Raw genomic sequence first — 1,362 nt, forward strand, 5'->3', positions numbered from 1 at the left:
AACTGAGTATGCCGGAGGATTCAACTTTGCTACAATATATCCTTACGAAAAATATCATTTTGACGAAAAAAAATTAGATGACAATAAGCGATTAAGAATGATTTATACCGCTAATATTATTAATCAGCATCATTTAGAAATTAGTGTAGATAATAATACCACGCTGAAAGATTGGATATTAAGTGATGCAAGTCACGGTACACTTGAAGAATTAAGTGATAAATTGTGGTTATGGCAAGTTCTCGAGAATGAACTTGATAATATCAATTATTTTCTTGGACAATTGGGATTATTAATATCATGGAAATTACCCACACCAGAGCCAGAAAAATCTAAACGCAGGCTACCTTAAAATAGAATAATTGACGGCTAATAAGCAACCGTGCTTATATCAAATCCTTGCATTAAAACAGCGAGGATTTTCCTTATTTACTCTGTAATTTTATTGTCCATTAAAAAATCAAATAAAATCAATATCTTTTCTGAACGATTATTATAAAAAACACAATAACTTTTTAGCCTACCCAAAGGCTGTTTTTGCTATATCAATATGACGCCTTTGATCGCCGAATCAGTAAAACCCAAGACTACCACTGCATCATCATTTAATATTAAAATTGGAAATAGGGAATTATGGGCCGCTCCTAATGGCACTAAACCTATTTTAGAATCTTTAACTAGTAGTAATAAACACATAGGAACTTTTACTACATCAATAAATAGTCAAATTGCTTTAACAGAATTTGAATCAGCCTTAAAAACAGCGCTAAAACAAAATGGAATAGTAACAGACAAAATGATTGTAAATACCCCAAACTTAGTACACAACTCACGTAGAAAATTATGCTGCTTGTTTTAGTGTTTTATACTCAATCGGTGTCATGTTATTTAATGCCTCATGCGGTCTTTCGGTGTTATAAACCGTTAACCATTCTTCAGTTATTCTCCTTGCTTGAGCTAAGTTGTTAAAAAGATATAAATCGAGTACTTCAGTACGATAGGTACGATTAAATCGTTCAATATAGCCATTTTGATAAGGGCTACCGGGCTGGATATAATTAATGGTTATATCATGTGATTTAGCCCAGTTTATAAAGGTTTTTCCTGTAAATTCTGGCCCATTATCGACCCGTATTTTTAATGGATACCCATGATATTCGGCCAGTTTATCCAAATAACGAGTCACTCTACCTGCGGGTAAGCTTACTGCAATATCAATACCTAACGCCTCACGATTAAAGTCATCGATGACATTGAATGTCCTAAAGCGACGTTGATTACGACTACTGTCACTCATAAAATCCATTGACCAACATTCACCTTGTTTATTGGGAGCCAATAACTTTTCTGGCTCCCGAGGTG

At 33.9% G+C, this 1,362-nt stretch carries 1 protein-coding gene and 1 pseudogene; one reads left to right on the top strand and one right to left on the bottom strand.

What is annotated here, in order from left to right; translation table 11 throughout:
• Positions 1 to 352 (top strand): annotated as a pseudogene (locus A9G30_RS12860) (hypothetical protein); the annotation flags it as partial.
• Between the two features lie 489 nt (positions 353 to 841).
• On the opposite strand, the gene A9G30_RS03390 reads toward A9G30_RS12860, so the two are convergent.
• A partial coding sequence (locus A9G30_RS03390) for an integrase core domain-containing protein (RefSeq protein ID WP_141671965.1) occupies positions 842 to 1,362 on the bottom strand: 521 nt, incomplete at its 5' end.

This window comes from Gilliamella sp. Fer4-1, from assembly GCF_001690515.1.
In the GTDB taxonomy this organism is placed as follows: domain Bacteria; phylum Pseudomonadota; class Gammaproteobacteria; order Enterobacterales; family Orbaceae; genus Gilliamella; species Gilliamella apicola_C.